The organism is Collinsella sp. AF04-24 (assembly GCF_003465685.1).
In the GTDB taxonomy this organism is placed as follows: domain Bacteria; phylum Actinomycetota; class Coriobacteriia; order Coriobacteriales; family Coriobacteriaceae; genus Collinsella; species Collinsella aerofaciens_AP.
Genome location: NZ_QSBK01000001.1, coordinates 106,513 through 123,211, shown reverse-complemented (window position 1 = coordinate 123,211; position 16,699 = coordinate 106,513). Strand labels below are relative to the sequence as shown.

The following is a 16,699-nucleotide window of genomic DNA, read 5'->3' as shown; positions in this document are numbered from 1 at the left end:
AATCCGCCCATCCGCAACGCAAGTCTTGTGCCTCATTGCAGCATTTTAACGTTGCGGATGGCAGGCGGTCGATCCTACACCGCGGCCGGGCCGTGTTCGCCGGTACGGATGCGGATGACTTCTTCGACCGGCTCGACCCAAATCTTGCCGTCGCCGACGGCACCGGTGCGAGCGGCGTTGCAGATAATGTCAACGATACCGTCGACATGCTCGTCGGCGCAGATGAGGGTGAACTGCACCTTGGGGATCGTGTTGACGAGCAGCTCGTTGCCGCGCACGTATTCCTTCCAGCCATGCTGTGCGCCGCAGCCCTGCACCTGGTTGATGGTCATGCCGCGAACATCAGCAGCAAACAGCGCGTCTTTAAGAACCTCAAGCTTCTCGGCACGAACAATCGCTGTAATCTTCTTCATAGTGAATTCCTCTCTTCAATAAAAGTAATTGATTTACCTTCACATGGCACGGGTTTTCCAGGTGCCCGAGATTGCCCCGAAAGAGGAGCGCCGCGTACTTCGGTACGCAAGCGACGGTTTGAGGGGCAAGGTCGGGTGCCTGGGAAAGCCGTGCCGCTAATCGAGTCCCGAGAAGGAGGGATACGCGCTCTCGCCGTGCTGACTCGCATCCAGGCCCAGCGCCTCGTCTGCCTCGTCCACACGCAGGCTGCCATGGAACAGCGCTTTGACCACCGTGGCGATCACCAGATCGAGCACCAGCACAATGACGACCGTCACCACAATGCCCAGGATTTGCGAGATGAGCAGCGACATGTCGCCCGTGTAGAACAGGCCGCCCTTACCGGTCCACGAAAGCTCCGGCACGCAGAACAGACCCGTGAGCACGCCGCCCAAAACGCCGCCGATGCCGTGGCAACCAAACGCGTCGAGCGCATCATCGTAGCCAAACTTGGCCTTGAGATGACTGATAGCCAGGTAGCAGACGGGCGACACGATCAAGCCCATGATCAGCGCTGCCCACGGCTCGACAAAGCCCGCGCCCGGCGTGACCACCACAAGGCCCGCAACCAGACCGGTGCTGGCACCCACCAGCGTGGGGCGACCGGTGTGCACGCGCTCGACGGCAAGCCACGAGACCATGCCCGCCGCGCTGGCCGTCACGGTGTTGAGGATGGCGAGCGCCGCCACGGCGTCGGCCTTAAACTCGCTGCCGCCGTTAAAGCCAAACCAGCCAAACCAAAGCAGGCCGGCGCCGAGCGCCACAAACGGCACGTTATGCGGACGGTAGCTCACCATGCCAAAGCCGCGACGACGGCCGAGCATCAGGCAGAGAATCAGGCCCGTGAGACCGGACGAAATGTGCACCACGTCGCCGCCGGCAAAGTCGAGCGCGCCGATGATGTCACCGATAAAGGAGCCCTCGCCGCCCCAGACCATGTGGGCGAGCGGCGCATAGACCACGAGCAGCCAAATGCCCAGGAAAGCCGTCATGGCGCCAAACTTAACGCGGCCGGCCAGGCTGCCCGTGACGATGGCGGCGGTGATCATGGCAAACGCCATCTGGAAGGCGATGTTGATGATCTGGGGGTAGACGGCGCCGTCCGCGGCGTTGCCCTCGGCCGCCTGCAGCACCTGGTTGAGCACCGGCAGGCACAGAAGCTGGTCAAGGCCTCCAGTAAACGGACTCGAGCCGTCGCCGCCGTAGGCCAGCGACCAGCTGGCAACAATCCACAGCACACCGACCAGGCCAATGGCGCCAAAGCACATGAGCATGGTGTTGATGACATTTTTGCGCCTGGACAGGCCGCCATAGAAAAACGCCAGACCCGGTGTCATTAAAAACACGAGCATGGTGCAGATGAGCATAAACGTTGTCGATCCCGTATCGTACATTCGCTCCCCTTTGGTCGCATGAACGTTGTCGGCGCCCATAATGCGGCCGAGAGGCAACTGGTGTAGACCAGATACGGCGTTGTTAAACGCTGCGTTGTCGAATGGAAACGGTGCCGCAATCTTGGAAACGGCGCGGCAACGGGCGCGAAACCAATGGGAAACGCGTAAATCGAGAGGCCATCTATGCCCGCATTTCAAATCAGCTATATGCAGAGGTAAGGCAGTCCCAAGGCAGACTCCGCATCAGATTCGTCCGTGATTTCCCTAGGGGAAACACGGTTAGGCGCTCTTTAGCGTGTTTTCCCTAAGGGAATCACGGTCGGCGGCGGCAGTAGCGTGTTTTCCCTAGGGAAATCACGATTGGGCAGAGCGATAAGGTGACTTCCCTAGGAAACACGCACTTGCAAGGCGCCTCTACGACTCCAGCTCTTAGCGCCGAAACAGCTCGCGGGCTCGGTCGCGGAGGTCGGTAGCTCGGATGACGCCCTCGTAGCGATTGATGCGCAGACGCGGGAAGGCGTTAAAGAAGCGTAGGTCGCGGCGGCTGAGCGACACACTCGGCACCGGACGGCTCATGCGCTTGCCGGCAAGGCGACGACTGAGCGACGGACGCGGCATGCTCGGCGCGGCATCGGCCACGCGACGGGCAGTGAGCGCCAGGCCGCGAGCACCATCCGAGATAAACGTCGGCATCGAAGCCTTCTCGCGCAGGGCATCGAGCGCGGCGTCACCCAGCTCGGCCAGCCACGCGTTAACGGCGCGACCGCGGATATGCGTCTGCGCCACCGAATCGATCGCCGAATCGGGAATACGTTCGAGCATAGAGTCGGAGGCATCGGCAAGCGACTCATTGATGCGGTCGGCAAGGTCGGCACGCACACGCTCCAGCTCATCGGACAGGCGGCGCCAGCTGGCCAACGAGCACACCGCATCGACCATCATCGCGACCGCGACGATAAAGGCGGACAGCCGCACAATCAGCACCGGCAGATGGCCAAGCAGCCCCAGCAATGCCGGCTCCACTAAACGGCAAATGCACAGCGCGCCCAAGCCAAACGCACAGGCCCAGTACAGGCAGATGCGTCCGTGCAGGTTAAACGGCAGGTGTGAGTAATCCCAAAAGCGCGCGCCTGTTGTTTTTTCCAATAGAAGGCCCACACTGTACTCGATTACGCTGCATACAAGCGCCGCGGCAACAAACTGGCTCGAGGCATCCGGAATCCCGCGCAGCAAAAGCCAGCAGGCTATGCCGCCCACACCATAGATAGGGCAACACGGCCCCAGCAAAAAGCCACTGTTGGCAAATCGTCCGTGATTGAGCATGGCGCAAACCGTCGACTCCCACGCCCAGCCGCAAAACCCGTAAAAGGCAAACGAGAGCACCAGTGCCGAGAGTGGACAGGCGGCAAGCGTCGCGCCGTCAAATGCCATGTCGATCGCGGTTCCCACCGTCTACCCTCTCCTCTTTTCGTTCGATTCGCTGCTCACGTCATCGTCCGCCTTGTCCTTGCGCCGCAGACGGCCGGCGACCGTCTCACGCAGAGCGCACCATTTATCTGCCAGGCATACAATCCAAGCCTCACGACACGTCGGCGGCACCGGCACCAGCGGAAACATATGGCGCGCGATGATATTCCGCTCGCGCGACGTCAGCTCAAAATCTTCCTCCGCACGCGCCAGGGCAAAAAACGGGTGACGAAAGCCATGCAGTCGATGGCTTGGGTCGGGATCGTGCCAGTCATAGAGAAAGTAATCGTGCAGCAGGGCCCCGCGCAGCAGCGAGGCGCGGTCGACCGAAATGCCCGCACGGCCCAAGCGCTCGGCAAATGACAGACTTGCCCGCGCCACCGAGGTCACATGCGTATACACCGTCACATCGCCATGCTGGATAAACTCGCGCGTCAGGTCCAGACGGCCCGCCTGTGCCAGTTGACGGGCAGCATGGTCTACTTCGCACGCGATTTTCTCGGCACGAACGGTATCGGACATGCGGCCTCCTTCCGGCGGCGCTCGGCGGCAAGCCACAGCCTGCACGCAATGAATAAAATCATCATGGAACTTATCAGTATGGCATCGGACAAAACGTTTTGCCCCACCAGTTGGCGAATTACCGCGCCGCCGTCACATATCAAACGCCAAAATGTGCGAGACTGTCTTGTGCAATTGTGCCGGCCGAGGGAGTGCCGGCGCACGATTCGCATGGAGTAACCCACAACGATGCTGCTTACGCAAACGACAACGCCCGAGGACGTCAAGGCTCTCGATCGCGCCGAGCTTCCGCTGCTCTGCGGCGAGATCCGCCACGCCATCCTCGAAAGCTCCGCCGCCGTCGGCGGACACGTTGCCCCCAACCTGGGCGTCGTTGAGCTTACGGTTGCGCTTCATCGCGTGTTTAACTCCCCCACCGACAAAATTGTCTTTGACGTGTCGCACCAGACCTATGCCCACAAGGCGCTGACTGGGCGCGCGTACACTTATATCGACCCGGCACGCTACGGCGAGGCCTCTGGCTTTGCCAATCCCGACGAGTCCGAACACGACCTGTTCGCCATGGGCCACACCTCCACATCGGTGAGCCTGGGCTGCGGCTTGGCGCACGCTCGTGACCTGGCGGGCGATGCGTACAACGTCATCACCATCATTGGCGACGGTTCGCTTTCGGGCGGTCTGGCGTTTGAGGGCTTTAACAATGCCGCCGAGCTCGACAGCAACCTGATCATCATCGTCAACGATAACGACCAGTCCATTGCCGAGAACCATGGCGGCCTGTATCGCAATCTGGCCGAGATGCGCGCCAGCAACGGCACCTGTGAGCGCAACGTTTTCCGCGCGATGGGGCTCGACTACTGCTATCTGGACACCGGCAACGATGTGTTGGCCCTGGTCGACACGCTGCAGGAGCTGCGCGATATCGATCATCCCATCGTGCTGCACGTCTCCACCGCAAAGGGCAAGGGCTTTGAGCCAGCCCAGAGCGACCCCGAGCGCTGGCATCATGTGGGTCCGTTTGACATGGCGACTGGGCGCAAGCTCTGCCCGGGCCATCCGAGCGAGCCTGCGCCGCGCACCTATGCCGACATTACGGGCGAGGCGCTCAGCGCCGCCATCGAGCACGATCCGCAGGTCGTGGGCATCACGGCCGCCACGCCCTACATCATGGGCTTTACACCCGAGCTTCGCGCCGCCGCCGGCAAACAGTTCGTCGATGTGGGCATTGCCGAGGAGCACGCCGTGACCTTTGCCACCGCGCTTGCGCGCTCGGGTGCCAAGCCAGTCTTTGGTGTGTACGGCACGTTTTTGCAGCGCGCCTACGACGAGCTGTGGCACGACCTGTGCCTCAACGATGTCCCCGCAACCATCCTGGTGTTTGGCGCATCGATCTTTGGCACCACATCCGAGACGCATCTTTCGTTCTTTGATATTTCTATGCTGGGCGCTCTCCCCAATATGCGTTACCTGGCGCCTTCCTGCATGGAGGAATACCTATCCATGCTGAGCTGGTCGCTCGACCACCGCGAGCATCCCGTGGCGATTCGCGTGCCGGGCATTGGCTTGGTAAGCCGCCCCGATCTTGCGCCTGCCGAGGACGCCGATTACGGCGCCGTTCGTTACAACGTGGTGTGCCAGGGTCGCGACGTGGCCGTGCTCGCGCTTGGCGATTTCTTTGAGCTGGGCGAGCGCGTGGCAAACCGTCTGACTGCCGAGTACGGTATCGAGGCGACGCTCGTCAACCCGCGCTTTGCAACCGAGCTTGACCGCGAGTTCCTCGACAGTCTTGCCGCTGAGCATCGCGTTGTCGTCACCCTCGAGGACGGCATCTTGGACGGTGGCTGGGGCGAGCGTGTGGCGTGTTACCTGGCCTGCACGCCCGTGCGCACGCGCACCTTTGGCATCGCCAAGGGCTTCCCCGACCGCTACGACCCCAACGAACTGCTCGCGCAGAACGGCATGACGGCCGAGAACATGGCCGCCGAAGCCGTTAGGCTACTTAACGAGTAAAAACCTCCGCAAGGGAAGCACCCCTGCGGAGGTTTTTATTTTCGCGGCGCGATTATCTCAATCTGTAACATCTATGGCCCGAATTCCCGTCTAACTGTTACAGATCTAGACAAACCGTCTTTGCCCCTGACCTTTGTCTCAATCTGTAACAGATAGAGACCTTTTGGCCGTCTAACTGTTACAGATCGAGACATTCGAATTCCCCTGAAGAGAAAATCTCAATCTGTAACAGTTACTCGGCAAAAATGGCTGCAGATGTTACAGATCGAGACATAACAGCAAGGCATGCCGCTGCATCTGCAAGAACCACCACAAAGGTGCCTGTCCCTTTATGGTAGGTAGAATAACCCATAAGGTAAGTATGTTTCTGAGTTATTTCGTGTTGACCCATTTGAGCGGGATAGGGTATAACTCTACTCAACCGCTAGGGATTTTATTGAGAAAGGTGTTCTACCATGAGCAAGAACCTCTCCCAGCAGGTCGTTCTCGACCGCCGCGGCTTCGTTGCCGCCACCTTCGCAACCGTTGCCGGCCTTGGTCTTGCCGGCTGCTCCGACACCAGCGCCGAGGCCGACAAGGGTTCCGCCGTCGGCTCCTCCAAGAGCTCCGAAGATACCGAGGCTTCCACCATACTCGATGCCAAGGCATTCGACAAACTCGTCGACAACGGCCCCAAGGCCGATGACGACGCCATCGCCGCCAGCACCTGGGCCACGGCCGTCAAGGACGCCGGTGTCTTTAAGATCGGTGGCGTTCAGACCTCCACACTTTTCTCCCTCCTCAACGAGAAAGACGGTCAGACCCGCGGCTTCGACGCCGGTATCGCACAGCTCCTGTCCAACTACATTCTGGGCGAGAACAAGGTCGAGATCACCCAGGTGACCTCGGACACGCGCGAGTCCGTCCTGCAGAACGGCCAGGTCGACGCTGTCTTTGCCACCTACACCATCACTGACGAGCGCAAGAAGCTCGTCTCCTTCGCCGGTCCCTACTACTACACCCAGCAGGCTATCCTGGTGCTCGCCGACAACGACGACATCAAGAGCGTCGACGACCTGGCCGACAAGAACGTCGCCGTCCAGTCCGGCTCCAACGGCCCCGCCATCCTGGAGGAGTTCTCCCCCAAGGCCAGCCAACAGGAGTTCAAGACCGACGAGGAGGCCCGCCAGGCACTTCAGCAGGGCCGCGTTGACGCCTACGTCATCGACAACAACATGCAGCAGAGCGCCCTGGTCCGCGAGCCCGGCAAGTACAAGATTGCCGGCAAGCCCTTCGGCAGCAAGGAGCCCTACGGCATCGGCCTGCCGCTCGATTCCGACGGTGTCGCCTTTGTCAACGACTTCCTTAAGAAGATCGAGGACGATGGCACCTGGACCGAGCTGTGGCAGATCTGCATTGGCGACCGTACGGGCGACACCAATGTTCCCGAGCTGCCCGAGATCGGCGCCTAGGCAGCGAGCCTAGTAACGGCCGCTACGAAACCATACGGAAACGCACGATGCGCTTTATTGCGCTAAACTGTTTCCTCACTGAGTTGTCGGGGCTTCCGTACACACGGGAGCCCCTTTCCTTACCGGCGGGAGGTCCGCATGAGTCTCTCCGAGCTCTGGTCGCTCTATGGCCAGAACTATATCGACGCGCTGCTAGCAACCTGGGGCATGACGCTTGAGTCGTTTGCCATCGCCATGGTGCTGGCCGTCGCCGTCACCGTGATGCGCGTGTCGCCGCTCAAGCCGCTGCGCGTCTTTGGCGACCTGTATGTCCAGGTCTTCCGTAACATCCCCGGCATCGCGCTGCTCATTATCGTCGTCTATGCGCTGCCCCCGCTCAAGGTCGTCCTGCCCTACCGCACCTGCGTCATCGTCGCCACAGTGCTCTTGGGTTCTGCCTTTGGCTCCGAGAACTTTATGAGCGGCATCAACACCGTCGGTGTCGGCCAGGTGGAAGCCGCCCGCTCGCTGGGCATGAGCTTCAGCCGTATCCTCGCCAAGATCGTGATTCCGCAGGCGCTGCGCTCGAGCGTGCTGCCCATGACCAACCTCTTTATCGCCGTCATGCTCACCACCGCGCTCGGCAGTCAGGTGCCGCTTAAACCGCAGGAGCTCACCGGCGTGGTGAGCTACATCAACACGCGCTCGCTCGGCGGCGTCGCCGCGTTCTTTATCTCGGCGCTCGGCTACCTGGGCACGGCCTTTGTGGTGAGCCACATTGGCAACTATATCGATAAGAAGGTGAGGATCCTCCGATGAGCAAGCACTCCACCTCCGCGCTCACCATGCGCGATGCGCTCTACGAGGCTCCCGGCCCCAAGATGCGCGCCAAGATTCGCGTCGGCACCGCCATCTCACTTGTTGCCGTGGCCGCGCTCATCGCTCTGGTACTGCAGCGCTTTTATGTGACCGGCCAGCTTTCGGTCCATTACTGGTACTTCTTTACGCACCTCACCACCTGGAAGTTCCTGCTTGCCGGTTTTGAGGGCACAGTAAAGGTCGCGCTCACCGCCGGCGCCATCGCGCTGGTACTGGGCTTAGCCCTCATGCTCGGCCGTACCAGCGACATCAAGCCGCTGCAGCTGGTCTGCCGCGTGCTCACCGATTTCTTCCGTGGCGTGCCGAGCCTGCTGTTCATCTACTTCTTCTTTTTGGTGCTGCCTCAGTACAAGATTTCACTGCCGTCGTTTTGGATGCTCACGCTTCCCGTCGCGCTCGCTGCAGCCGGCGTACTTGCCGAGATCTTCCGCGCCGGCGTCAACGCCGTGCCGCGTGGTCAGGTCGAGGCAGCCCAGGCGCTCGGTCTCTCCAAGGCCAAAATCACCTTTAAAATCGTATTGCCCCAGGCGATTCGGTTTATCATTCCGTCGTTGATTTCGCAGCTCGTGGTCGTAGTCAAAGACACCACCGTCGCCTATGTGGTGAGCTACCCCGACCTCATGCAAAATGCCCGCGTGCTCATCACCAACTACGACGCGCTCGTATCGGTCTATCTGGTGATCGCGGTCATCTACATCCTCATCAACGTCGCGATCAACAAGGCCGCTGTCTACGTTTCGCACAAGACCGGCGCGACCATCATCCGCTAACGCTTTACCATTTCCAGTCATAAGGAGCCGAGCACCATGGCACAGAGCACTTCTACTTCTGGCAACCAGCCGCTTATCGAGCTCAAGCACGTCGATAAGCACTATGGCGATCTGCACGTCCTCAACGACATCAATCTCTCGGTCGACCGCGGCGAAGTCGTCGTCGTGATCGGCCCCTCGGGCTCGGGCAAGTCGACCATGTGCCGAACCATCAACCGCCTGGAAACCATCGACTCGGGCGAGATCCTCATCGAGGGCGAGCCTCTGCCGCAGGAAGGCAAGGATCTTGCCCGCATGCGCGCCGAGCTGGGCATGGTGTTTCAGCAGTTCAACCTGTTCGCGCATATGACGGTGCTGCAGAACGTCATGCTGGGGCCGGTCGACGTGCTGGGCGTGTCCAAGGAGGAAGCTCGTGAGCGCGCCATGGACCTGCTGAGCCGCGTGGGCGTTGCCGAACAGGCCGACAAGGTGCCCGCTCAGCTCTCGGGCGGCCAGCAGCAGCGCGTGGCCATTGCCCGCTCGCTCGCCATGCAGCCCAAGGCCATGCTCTTCGACGAGCCCACGAGTGCCCTTGACCCCGAGATGATCAACGAGGTGCTCGAGGTCATGGTCCGCCTGGCCCAGCAGGGCATGACGATGATCGTCATTACGCACGAGATGAACTTCGCCCGCCGCGTTGCCGACCGCGTCGTGTTCATGGCCGACGGCCAGATCGTGGAAACCGGCGCGCCCGACGAGTTCTTCGACCATCCCCAGACCAAGCGCGCCCAAGACTTCCTCAACTCCATCAAGGGCCACTAGCCCAATTGCCATATCCGCTCGCCATGACCATCCAAACTCGAAAGCAACACCTATGATCGGAACTCGCACTTCATCGTCATACACCCCGCACGTCAACGTCGACCCCGCCGACCGTCCGCTCATCCTGGTGGCGCCGCGCTGGGAAGAGGCAAAGCCGTTTTTAAGCGAGACACTCTCCCCCAACGAGGAAATCGCAAGTGTCTTTGTCGATGCCATTCTTGCTGCCGGCGGCCTGCCGCTGCAGATGTCCATCACCGAGGACATTGAGGTCATCCGTCATTACGTCGACATCGCCGACGGCATCGCCATCCCCGGCGGCCCCGATGTCAATCCCAAACGTTGGGGCGATGATCGACCCTACGACCCCACCCTCTGCTGCGAAATCCGCGATAGTTTTGAGTTTAAGCTGGTCGACGAGGTACTCCGCGCCAAAAAGCCGCTCTTTACCACCTGCCGCGGCACGCAGCTGCTCAACGTCGCCACCGGCGGCACCCTGTGCATGGACGTGCCGAGCCTGGGCGCGCGCGAGGGCCGCACGCAGTGGCGCCATACCCACGTGCTCAACGACCCTGTGCATCCTGTCGAGGTCGTGCCGGGCTCGCTGCTGGAGCGCGCGGTTGGCGGGCACAGGCTGATCCAGACCAACTCCGCACACCACTGCTGCGTCGATCGTCTGGGTAAAAGCACGCGCTTGGTCGCCAAGGCAACCGACGGCGTGCCCGAGTGCATCGAAGTCGAAGGCCAGCCGTTCTGCCTGGGCGTGCAATGGCACCCTGAGTACACGTGGAAGACGCTCGAGACCGACTTTGACCTGTGGAAGTCGTTTGTCGAGGCAGCGGCCAAGGTTAAGCGGGCTCGCTAGCTCGCGAATCACACAGGCTTAAACCTTCCATGCCAGGGGGGGCGGACACCAGCTACGGTGCCCGCCCCCCCTGTATTTGATATGCTCGGTATGATTATCCCTCACAAACAATCAGAGAAATCTCGACCGCAATCGGTCGACAGTAAAGCAAATGGCAACAACGCTTGCTACGTTTATGAGACAGTCAATTAAAATCGAAATGCATTGACCATTCCCCAACGGGGTCACGCCGCAAATCCACATGAGCATCGAGGCTGGAAGCGGAAGCATGGAATTGGCCCCGATCTGTATGTAGATCGCTACGACGTTGACAAGCAGCAGCATGCCAATCGGACCGAAGCCGGCCCCAAAATAGGAAACAGCGATCACGCAAGAGACCACATATGCAAGACAGACGGCACTCGCCAGAAGAAGTCGATAGCAAAATACATGCAGGTTGAAATACTGCTGAGCATCCGAAACGATTGCGCAGTTAAGACAGTACAAAACGACACTCGACAGGACAAACGCGCCCAAAAGGGCAAAAGAAGATAGCACCACTCGCGCAACGATAGCGCACACACGCTTCCCTCCCCGAGCCTCCGACAACCCCCACGGTTCCTCGACAAAGCCCGAACTGACAAAGCGCGGCACAATGCAAGCCGCGATGAACGGAAAGAACAATGCATGGGCCAACGGGGCTACGTTGAACAGCAGACCGCGAAAAACCTCTGCATTGCCAAATAGAAGGACATCCTCCGCCGATAGCCGAAGCGTCGGGTCTGGGAAAAAACCCAAGAAACTGTTCTCACGGAGGCTACAGAACCACATCGGGAAAGAATTAAGCTGCAATATCACCATGTACGCATAAATTACCAGGATTAAGGCGTACGCCCATTTGCTCACATGCTTCAATTCTGACTGGAGAAGTCTTTTAATCTGACGAGCCATTGAGCACACCCCCAGCGCGAAAGCTCAAGAGAGCGTAAATCAATACCGATAGACAGCTGGCTGCCACGCCATATCCCAGAAGCGTCAGCTGCCCCATATCGCTATACCCAAGGGCACATCCGACTCCAAGGTACGGCCCCGGAAGGAAGAAGATCCATCGCAAGGATGGTATAGGTGCCTGAAGGAAGGCTCCGTAGAGCGTCAAGCTCATGACAAATCCGACTATCACCACGGCCCCACTCAATACAGCGCTGCCCGTTATCCGATAGATGGTCACCGTCTCCAGCGCAACCGATATCACCAATACGGCGTTGACTATCATTGCAGGCAAAAATACAGTTAGTATGTTGTGCGAGTAGTTATGCCCTCCACGTATTATGGCTATTGCAAAAAGAAGAAGGCAAAGCGCGCTATACGCTGCGCCAATTATTAAAGCAGACGAAAATGCATGGGCTAGAGCCCCATAAAAGCGGTTGAGACCTCTTGCCGAAGAAATTCGGTGCCCCTCTTTATAGCCATGCTCCTGTAAAAGCACCAAACAAACGATGAGTGGAACGAACAGGGATGTACCGGCAAAAGCGCTGCGCGCAAGGGACTCATCAGGCGCAGAAGGATCGATTGCATTCCAGAGGAAACCAATATCCTCCCCACAAACGCCATAGCCAAAGGCGAGCAACGTTGTTCCGTTTTTTAGAAAGATGCCGAAGAGAAGGCCGAACGCCAGCATAAGCGCAAGACCAAACTTCGCCGGAAATATCCTGTGCAAACGCATCATATCTGCCTTTATGGGATGGATCGCCCGCTTCATAGCGAGACCGCCTTCATCAAGCGCCTGTAATACTCTTTTAGGGATGGCGCCTCATCCCTTATGACGTCCATCGATTCCTTTTTTAGCAGTTCACCGTCATGAAGAAACAGGCAGCTTGTTGCAACCGATGCCAGCTCATCCAAGTCGTGGCTAGAGATAAGCATGGTTTTGCCCTGCTCCCGATTCAATCGACCGATAAGGGCCCATATACTCTCGATGCCCAACGGATCCAATCCATTTGCCGGCTCATCGAAAATTAGTACGTCGGTGTCGCCCAATAAAGCCGTAGCTATATCCAGTCGCCGTTTCATTCCCAGAGAAAAACTGCTCACGCTCTTTTTCTCATCGACGTCCAGCCCGACTAGGCCCAAGACGCGAGGAACCTCACGTTTCTCATCGAGTCCCCATTCCGCACATCGGATCCGAAGATTCTCAGCCGCACTGAGGGATTGGTATGCTCCGCAGGAATCTGGCACATAGCCGACACGCGTCCGCATCAAGCTCAGCTCTTTTTTCGACTTGCCTCCAAAGAGCTCCACGCTCCCCGACGATGGCTCACAGAGGCCCAGCACTATTTTAATAAGCGTGCTTTTGCCCGCCCCGTTTACACCAACAAGGGCGCAAAGCTCAGACTGATCCACCTCGAAGGAAACGTCATGCAAAACGCGGCGCCTCCCATAGCGCTTTGACACCCTTGATAGCCTTATCGTCGATGCGTTCATTGGCCTCCCGTTCCGCTTGATAGCAAAACCGCTCATATCGTTCCTTCTTTACTTTATCGTTTTCCATAGTTGTTATTGTTTTTCGATAACTCATATTTGCCAAGATAGTCTAAAAGAAAGAACCCGTGTTAGACACGGGTCCCTTCACGCTGATATTTCGTTTTAGTTGTTCGCCTTAAGCTACTCGTCGCTCAAATCGACAGCAAAGACTGATGTCGGAAGCGACGCCTCATTGCCTCCGCCGTCCCGCATCTGCCTCACAACGTTTTTTGCACGCTCAACAATAAGCTCCTCAAGCTCTTTCTCACTCACGCGCTGAATAATATCTCCCGGTTGACAATCAAGCTCATCACAGATATCGAGGAGCGTCTTTAGGCGAATAGCTTTTATCTTTCCGTTTCTAAGCTTTGAAATATTAGCCGGAGTATGCCCCGTCGCCCGAATCAGATCAGCACTGGTCTTTCCGGTCTTAAGCAGCTGCGTCTCAAGCTCGATGATGAGATAGCTCATGTTTCCTCCTACACAAGCTCGTCAGACTGCTCTTGGAGCAGCGAGGCATAACTCCAGATCGCCGAGATAAATAAACAGACAACTGCGCCGATAAACGACCCCGCATCAAAGGTAGCGCCTTGGCAAATCTCAATAACGAAGGAATGAGGCACGATGTAAAGCTCCAGTCCGCCAATGGTGAGATTGACCGATCCATAGGCACCAACAAGCGAAACCGCGGCGTTAACAGCAAAGGCAAGCGCGAGAACACGGATAAGCCGCACATGCGTCTTGGTAAAGGGCGAGACGCCTCGCGAGATGTTACGGCTGATCCCGCACAGAACGACAAGCGAAATACCCATAACAAGCGCCATGCACAGTCCGCTTGGGATAACGATGCACCCGCCATCGAGAAGCGTCACGACACCGAAAGAATCGACAGAAGCAACGTTTGCAACCGCATACCAGATCACGTAAACAACCAACGCGGCAAAAGCGACGAGCATCCCTGCAAAAACGGCTGCCATGCAAAAACCGAGCTTCCTGATATTTTCGCCCGCCTTGGCCATACGCTGAACGCTGTTGGACATACACTCACCCTCATCGACTCTATCGTTATTCGAACGGTTTATCGAACAACGATATGGATTGCATGCGGAAAGCCCCGACAGTGTGCATAGGCAATTCACTAATCAGAAGAGGTGAGCGTGGATTTTTGGACACGTATCGAACGAGCGTGGATAATCTCCCACTTTGAGGCCGCCACCGGGCCTAAAACGGGAGATTATCCACGCTCATAGTCATCAAGGCTCACAGCCTCTTACTCGGCCGCCTCGCGCAGAGCCGACATCGTAGCCGCATATTGCTGCTGCAACGCATGCATCCCCTCGCGGGCGCCGTCAACGGCATCAGCGCCGCGCAGCGCTTCGGTTACCACGACCGCCGGCTCGTACAGATTATCGAATCCCAGGTTCTGGCTCACGCCCTTGAGCGTGTGCGCTGCCATAAACGCACTCTCGGCGTCTCCTGCCGCCATGGCAGCCTCCAGCTTGTCCATGCTCTCGTCATCCAAAAACTTGAGGGCAAAGCGGGCAAGCATTTCCCCGCCCATCAGCCGAGCGCACGCGTCGTCATAATTAGCGCCGATCTTCTCATACGCCTCACGCATGGAAATCATGGATTAAAAACTCCTTTGGTCAAACTAAATCGTGGGAAACGCGACGACGTCGGCGGGGCGTGCCAACGTCTCGGCAATTTGGTCTTGCACCTCGAGCAGGCAATCGAGCAGCAGCGGGTTAAAGGTGCCGCACTTACCGTCCAGGATCATCTGGATCGCCTCCTCGTGCGGGATAGCGTCCTTGTACACGCGCACGCTCGTCAGTGCATCGTACACGTCAGCCACCGAAACCACCTGCGCGGCGATGGGAATTTCGTCGCCCTTAAGGCCATCGGGATAACCCTTGCCGTCCCAGCGCTCGTGATGCCAACGCGCAATCTGGTACGCATATTCCATAAGCGCATTGCCGGCGTGATGGCTGCCCAGCTCGAGCAGCATGTTGGCGCCAATCGTGGTATGCGTCTTCATAATCTCGAATTCCTCGGGCGTGAGGCGCCCGGGCTTGTTGAGGATCGCATCGTCAATCGACATCTTGCCGATATCGTGCAGCGCCGAAGCCAGGGCGATCGTGGAGCGTTCCTCATTGTCGAGGGAGATCGTGCCGCTACGCTGGACCAGATAGCCAAGCAGCAGCTCGGTCAGCTTTTCGATGTTCGTAACGTGCCTACCGCTCTCGCCGTTGCGAAGCTCCATGACGCCGGCCATGATGTCGATGAGCATGCGACTGTTCTTGACGCGCTCGTTGTACTGTTGGGACAGCAGGTTCGTCAGGCGGCGCTGTTTGGCGTACAGGCGGATGGTGTTGCTTACGCGGCGGCGCACGACACGGGAGTCAAACGGGCGGTTGATATAGTCCGAGGCGCCCAGCTCGTACGCGCGCAGAACCGCATCATCGGAATCTTCGCTCGAAATCATGATGACAGGCAGATTATCGATACCCGATCGGCGCGACAGATCGGCCAGCACCTCAAAGCCGCTTATGCCCGGCATCACAATGTCCAGCAGCACGAGCGACAACTCATCGCCATAGCGGTCGACCATGTCGAGCGCCGCACGACCGTTATCGGCCTCGAGGATGCAATGCTCGTCCTTGAGCATCTCGCTGAGAATGGCTCGGTTCATCTCGGAGTCATCGGCGATAAGCACCAAAGGCTTTTCGCTTTGGAAGGCCTCGATGGAATCGGCATCGGTCACGACCGTACCGGCTTTTGCCTTAGCGCGGCTCAGTAACTGAGCAGCGCGGCCAACGCCCTCATCGACCGTCTCGCCATGAATGCGAACGCCACCAACACATGCCGTCAAGCTCACGTACTCATGGCCCGGAATAATCGTGGAATGAACGGCATCGGACACCTGATGCAGGCGACGGGTGAAGTCATCGGAGGGAATATTGGGCATGACAACCACAAACTTGTCGCAGCCATAGCGCACAAGCTCGTCAGTCGAACGGATTCCGCTGCGTATGGCTGTCGCCACAGCACCGAGCGCAAGGTCGCCGGCATGACGGCCACACGTATCGTTGAAGACCCTAAAATCATCAAGGTCGATCACCGCAACGCCGGCATTCACGCGGGTGCTACGGAGCTTTTCCTCGTAATATCGGCGATTGCGCACATTCGTCAGCACGTCGGTGTAGACAAGGTCCTCTTCTGCGGCCTCTTGCTCATCGATCGGACGCACCATCAGCAAGACGTGAGGCTCGCCCTCGACCTTCAAAGGGCGTAGACGGGCGCGGTACTCAGTGCCATCATTGAGCAGTTGCTCCGACACCTCATCGGAGTCTGCCAAAGCCTCAAGACTTGACTGACGCAGACAAGGACACCGATCACCGGCGAGCAGGCAGTTAGGCTCACTCTTAATCTGATCGGCCGACAGCAAACGCACCACGGGGTAGGTCTTCGCGACACGGGCGACCTCGGCGGCAGCCTCCTCGTCGGTTAGATTGACCTCGTGATTATTGAGCATATGGGGCCCTTTCGATAGTTTCGCATGGTAGCGGTGGGTTCCAAATGTTACAAGGGTAACACCTTGCCGATGCAGGTAAG

The 16,699-nt window shown here is 58.5% G+C and carries 17 protein-coding genes; 6 read left to right on the top strand and 11 right to left on the bottom strand.

Going from position 1 to position 16,699, the window contains the following annotated elements:
- Nucleotides 1-74: 74 nt before the first annotated feature.
- The 4 genes from DWV32_RS00555 to DWV32_RS00540 all read right to left on the bottom strand — a co-directional run bounded on the left by DWV32_RS00555 (nucleotide 75) and on the right by DWV32_RS00540 (nucleotide 3,836).
- Nucleotides 75-413, bottom strand: a complete 339-nt coding sequence (locus DWV32_RS00555; RefSeq protein ID WP_117629936.1) for a P-II family nitrogen regulator — start codon at nucleotides 411-413, stop codon at nucleotides 75-77.
- A 156-nt stretch (nucleotides 414-569) separates the two neighbouring features.
- Nucleotides 570-1,847, bottom strand: coding sequence for an ammonium transporter (locus DWV32_RS00550; protein WP_117756871.1), 1,278 nt, complete (start codon nucleotides 1,845-1,847; stop codon nucleotides 570-572).
- Between the two features lie 429 nt (nucleotides 1,848-2,276).
- Nucleotides 2,277-3,296 carry a putative ABC transporter permease gene (locus DWV32_RS00545; RefSeq protein WP_233540367.1) on the bottom strand — a complete coding sequence of 340 codons (1,020 nt, stop codon included), beginning with the start codon at nucleotides 3,294-3,296 and terminating at the stop codon, nucleotides 2,277-2,279.
- A gap of 3 nt (nucleotides 3,297-3,299) precedes the next feature.
- Nucleotides 3,300-3,836: an HD domain-containing protein gene (locus tag DWV32_RS00540; RefSeq protein ID WP_117756870.1), complete on the bottom strand. Its 537-nt coding sequence runs from the start codon at nucleotides 3,834-3,836 to the stop codon at nucleotides 3,300-3,302.
- Nucleotides 3,837-4,064: 228 nt separating this feature from the next.
- Here DWV32_RS00540 and DWV32_RS00535 point away from each other — a divergent pair, with 228 nt between their 5' ends.
- The 6 genes from DWV32_RS00535 (at nucleotide 4,065) to DWV32_RS00510 (ending at nucleotide 10,588) form a co-directional block, all read left to right on the top strand.
- On the top strand, nucleotides 4,065-5,846 hold the full coding sequence (locus tag DWV32_RS00535; RefSeq protein WP_117756869.1) for a 1-deoxy-D-xylulose-5-phosphate synthase: 1,782 nt from the start codon (nucleotides 4,065-4,067) through the stop codon (nucleotides 5,844-5,846).
- 455 nt (nucleotides 5,847-6,301) lie between these two features.
- The gene (locus tag DWV32_RS00530) at nucleotides 6,302-7,297 is read left to right on the top strand and encodes a glutamate ABC transporter substrate-binding protein (protein ID WP_117637642.1); all 996 of its coding nucleotides are present in this window, start codon (nucleotides 6,302-6,304) and stop codon (nucleotides 7,295-7,297) included.
- Between the two features lie 138 nt (nucleotides 7,298-7,435).
- A complete protein-coding gene (locus tag DWV32_RS00525; RefSeq protein WP_022094657.1) occupies nucleotides 7,436-8,095 on the top strand; it encodes an amino acid ABC transporter permease in 660 nt (219 codons plus the stop codon).
- Nucleotides 8,092-8,925 carry an amino acid ABC transporter permease gene (locus DWV32_RS00520; RefSeq protein ID WP_117629933.1) on the top strand — a complete coding sequence of 278 codons (834 nt, stop codon included), beginning with the start codon at nucleotides 8,092-8,094 and terminating at the stop codon, nucleotides 8,923-8,925. The genes DWV32_RS00525 and DWV32_RS00520 overlap by 4 nt, the downstream gene beginning before the upstream one ends.
- Nucleotides 8,926-8,961: 36 nt before the next feature.
- Entirely contained in the window at nucleotides 8,962-9,726 is a 765-nt protein-coding gene (locus DWV32_RS00515; RefSeq protein WP_117736130.1) for an amino acid ABC transporter ATP-binding protein, read from the top strand.
- Nucleotides 9,727-9,778: 52 nt separating this feature from the next.
- On the top strand, nucleotides 9,779-10,588 hold the full coding sequence (locus DWV32_RS00510; protein ID WP_117637640.1) for a gamma-glutamyl-gamma-aminobutyrate hydrolase family protein: 810 nt from the start codon (nucleotides 9,779-9,781) through the stop codon (nucleotides 10,586-10,588).
- A gap of 111 nt (nucleotides 10,589-10,699) precedes the next feature.
- Here the strand turns inward: DWV32_RS00510 and DWV32_RS00505 are convergent, their stop codons facing one another.
- The 7 genes from DWV32_RS00505 to DWV32_RS00475 all read right to left on the bottom strand — a co-directional run bounded on the left by DWV32_RS00505 (nucleotide 10,700) and on the right by DWV32_RS00475 (nucleotide 16,619).
- Complete coding sequence (locus tag DWV32_RS00505; RefSeq protein ID WP_117637639.1) at nucleotides 10,700-11,518, bottom strand: hypothetical protein; 819 nt, start codon at nucleotides 11,516-11,518, stop codon at nucleotides 10,700-10,702.
- Nucleotides 11,502-12,326: a hypothetical protein gene (locus tag DWV32_RS00500; protein ID WP_117584142.1), complete on the bottom strand. Its 825-nt coding sequence runs from the start codon at nucleotides 12,324-12,326 to the stop codon at nucleotides 11,502-11,504. Before DWV32_RS00500 ends, DWV32_RS00505 begins: the two co-directional genes overlap by 17 nt.
- On the bottom strand, nucleotides 12,323-13,084 hold the full coding sequence (locus DWV32_RS00495; RefSeq protein WP_117756868.1) for an ABC transporter ATP-binding protein: 762 nt from the start codon (nucleotides 13,082-13,084) through the stop codon (nucleotides 12,323-12,325). Before DWV32_RS00495 ends, DWV32_RS00500 begins: the two co-directional genes overlap by 4 nt.
- Nucleotides 13,085-13,228: 144 nt before the next feature.
- Complete coding sequence (locus DWV32_RS00490; RefSeq protein ID WP_089572320.1) at nucleotides 13,229-13,558, bottom strand: helix-turn-helix transcriptional regulator; 330 nt, start codon at nucleotides 13,556-13,558, stop codon at nucleotides 13,229-13,231.
- Between the two features lie 8 nt (nucleotides 13,559-13,566).
- Entirely contained in the window at nucleotides 13,567-14,106 is a 540-nt protein-coding gene (locus DWV32_RS00485) for a hypothetical protein (protein ID WP_147327752.1), read from the bottom strand.
- A 251-nt stretch (nucleotides 14,107-14,357) separates the two neighbouring features.
- Nucleotides 14,358-14,714: an Hpt domain-containing protein gene (locus DWV32_RS00480; RefSeq protein WP_117584145.1), complete on the bottom strand. Its 357-nt coding sequence runs from the start codon at nucleotides 14,712-14,714 to the stop codon at nucleotides 14,358-14,360.
- 24 nt (nucleotides 14,715-14,738) lie between these two features.
- The gene (locus DWV32_RS00475) at nucleotides 14,739-16,619 is read right to left on the bottom strand and encodes a diguanylate cyclase (RefSeq protein ID WP_158565197.1); all 1,881 of its coding nucleotides are present in this window, start codon (nucleotides 16,617-16,619) and stop codon (nucleotides 14,739-14,741) included.
- Nucleotides 16,620-16,699: the final 80 nt, after the last annotated feature.